We start from the raw sequence: 777 nt of genomic DNA, 5'->3' as shown, positions 1-777 counted from the left end.
CAAAACCCAATACTTAGATGGATCGATGGGTGCTGCGTTTGACTCTTGGATCATCACGACTCAAACCGATACCAGTGGTATCAGTGAGCCGGGGTCGGTCACGGATAACCGCGATATTGACACCCAGTTTAACCTTGCAGCAAATAGTTTCGCTGTTGGCGGCACTTTCATCAAATATACGGTGAAAGCAAAGATCAGCGAGAAAGCGGTTGGCCAAATCTTAAACGTGGCGGTTATCGATAACAGTCATAACCTAGTTGCTGAGCCAGCCAACATGCTGCCTTCTGAGGTAAGCAAATCCCATAAAGCGTACACGGATTCGTCTTTATCAAGCGAAAAGCTGACGTACAATCACACGTCTAGTGGTGAAAATATCGTGTACCGTCTGCGCCTCCAAAACAATGGTAAAGGGCTGGAGTACAACAAATCACTGCAAGAGTTATTCTCTAGCATCAAAGTCCGAGTGGCACAAAATGCGGCTGGAGAATCAGACGCGCAGAGTTTACCTGCGTTTGCTGCGCACGGATGGGAAGTGAGCGTGAAAACTTCTGGTGAAGCAACGACGGATATCGGCGGCTTTGTTGGTGGTGCAAATGCGGATATCGATATTCCAGTTCTATCTATTGCGCCGGGCGGTTGGATTGAGTTTGTGATGAAGTCACGTATTCGCCCAGACGCTTTGGATCAAATTGCTTCGACGCCGAAATACGACGGCACGAACTTCGCGACAGCTCGCGTGACACCGGAAGGCAGCAATCTAGCCGTTAACAAAGAGAT

At 48.8% G+C, this 777-nt stretch carries 1 protein-coding gene; it reads left to right on the top strand.

Translation table 11 applies throughout. The features are described from left to right. Positions 1 to 777 (top strand): hypothetical protein (locus R7R24_RS26305; RefSeq protein WP_318120062.1); only part of this gene is annotated, 777 nt, incomplete at both ends.

Source organism: Vibrio sp. 704 (assembly GCF_033339295.1).
The sequence above is the reverse complement of the archived record's forward strand: the minus strand, read 5'-3'. Positions and strand labels throughout refer to the sequence as shown.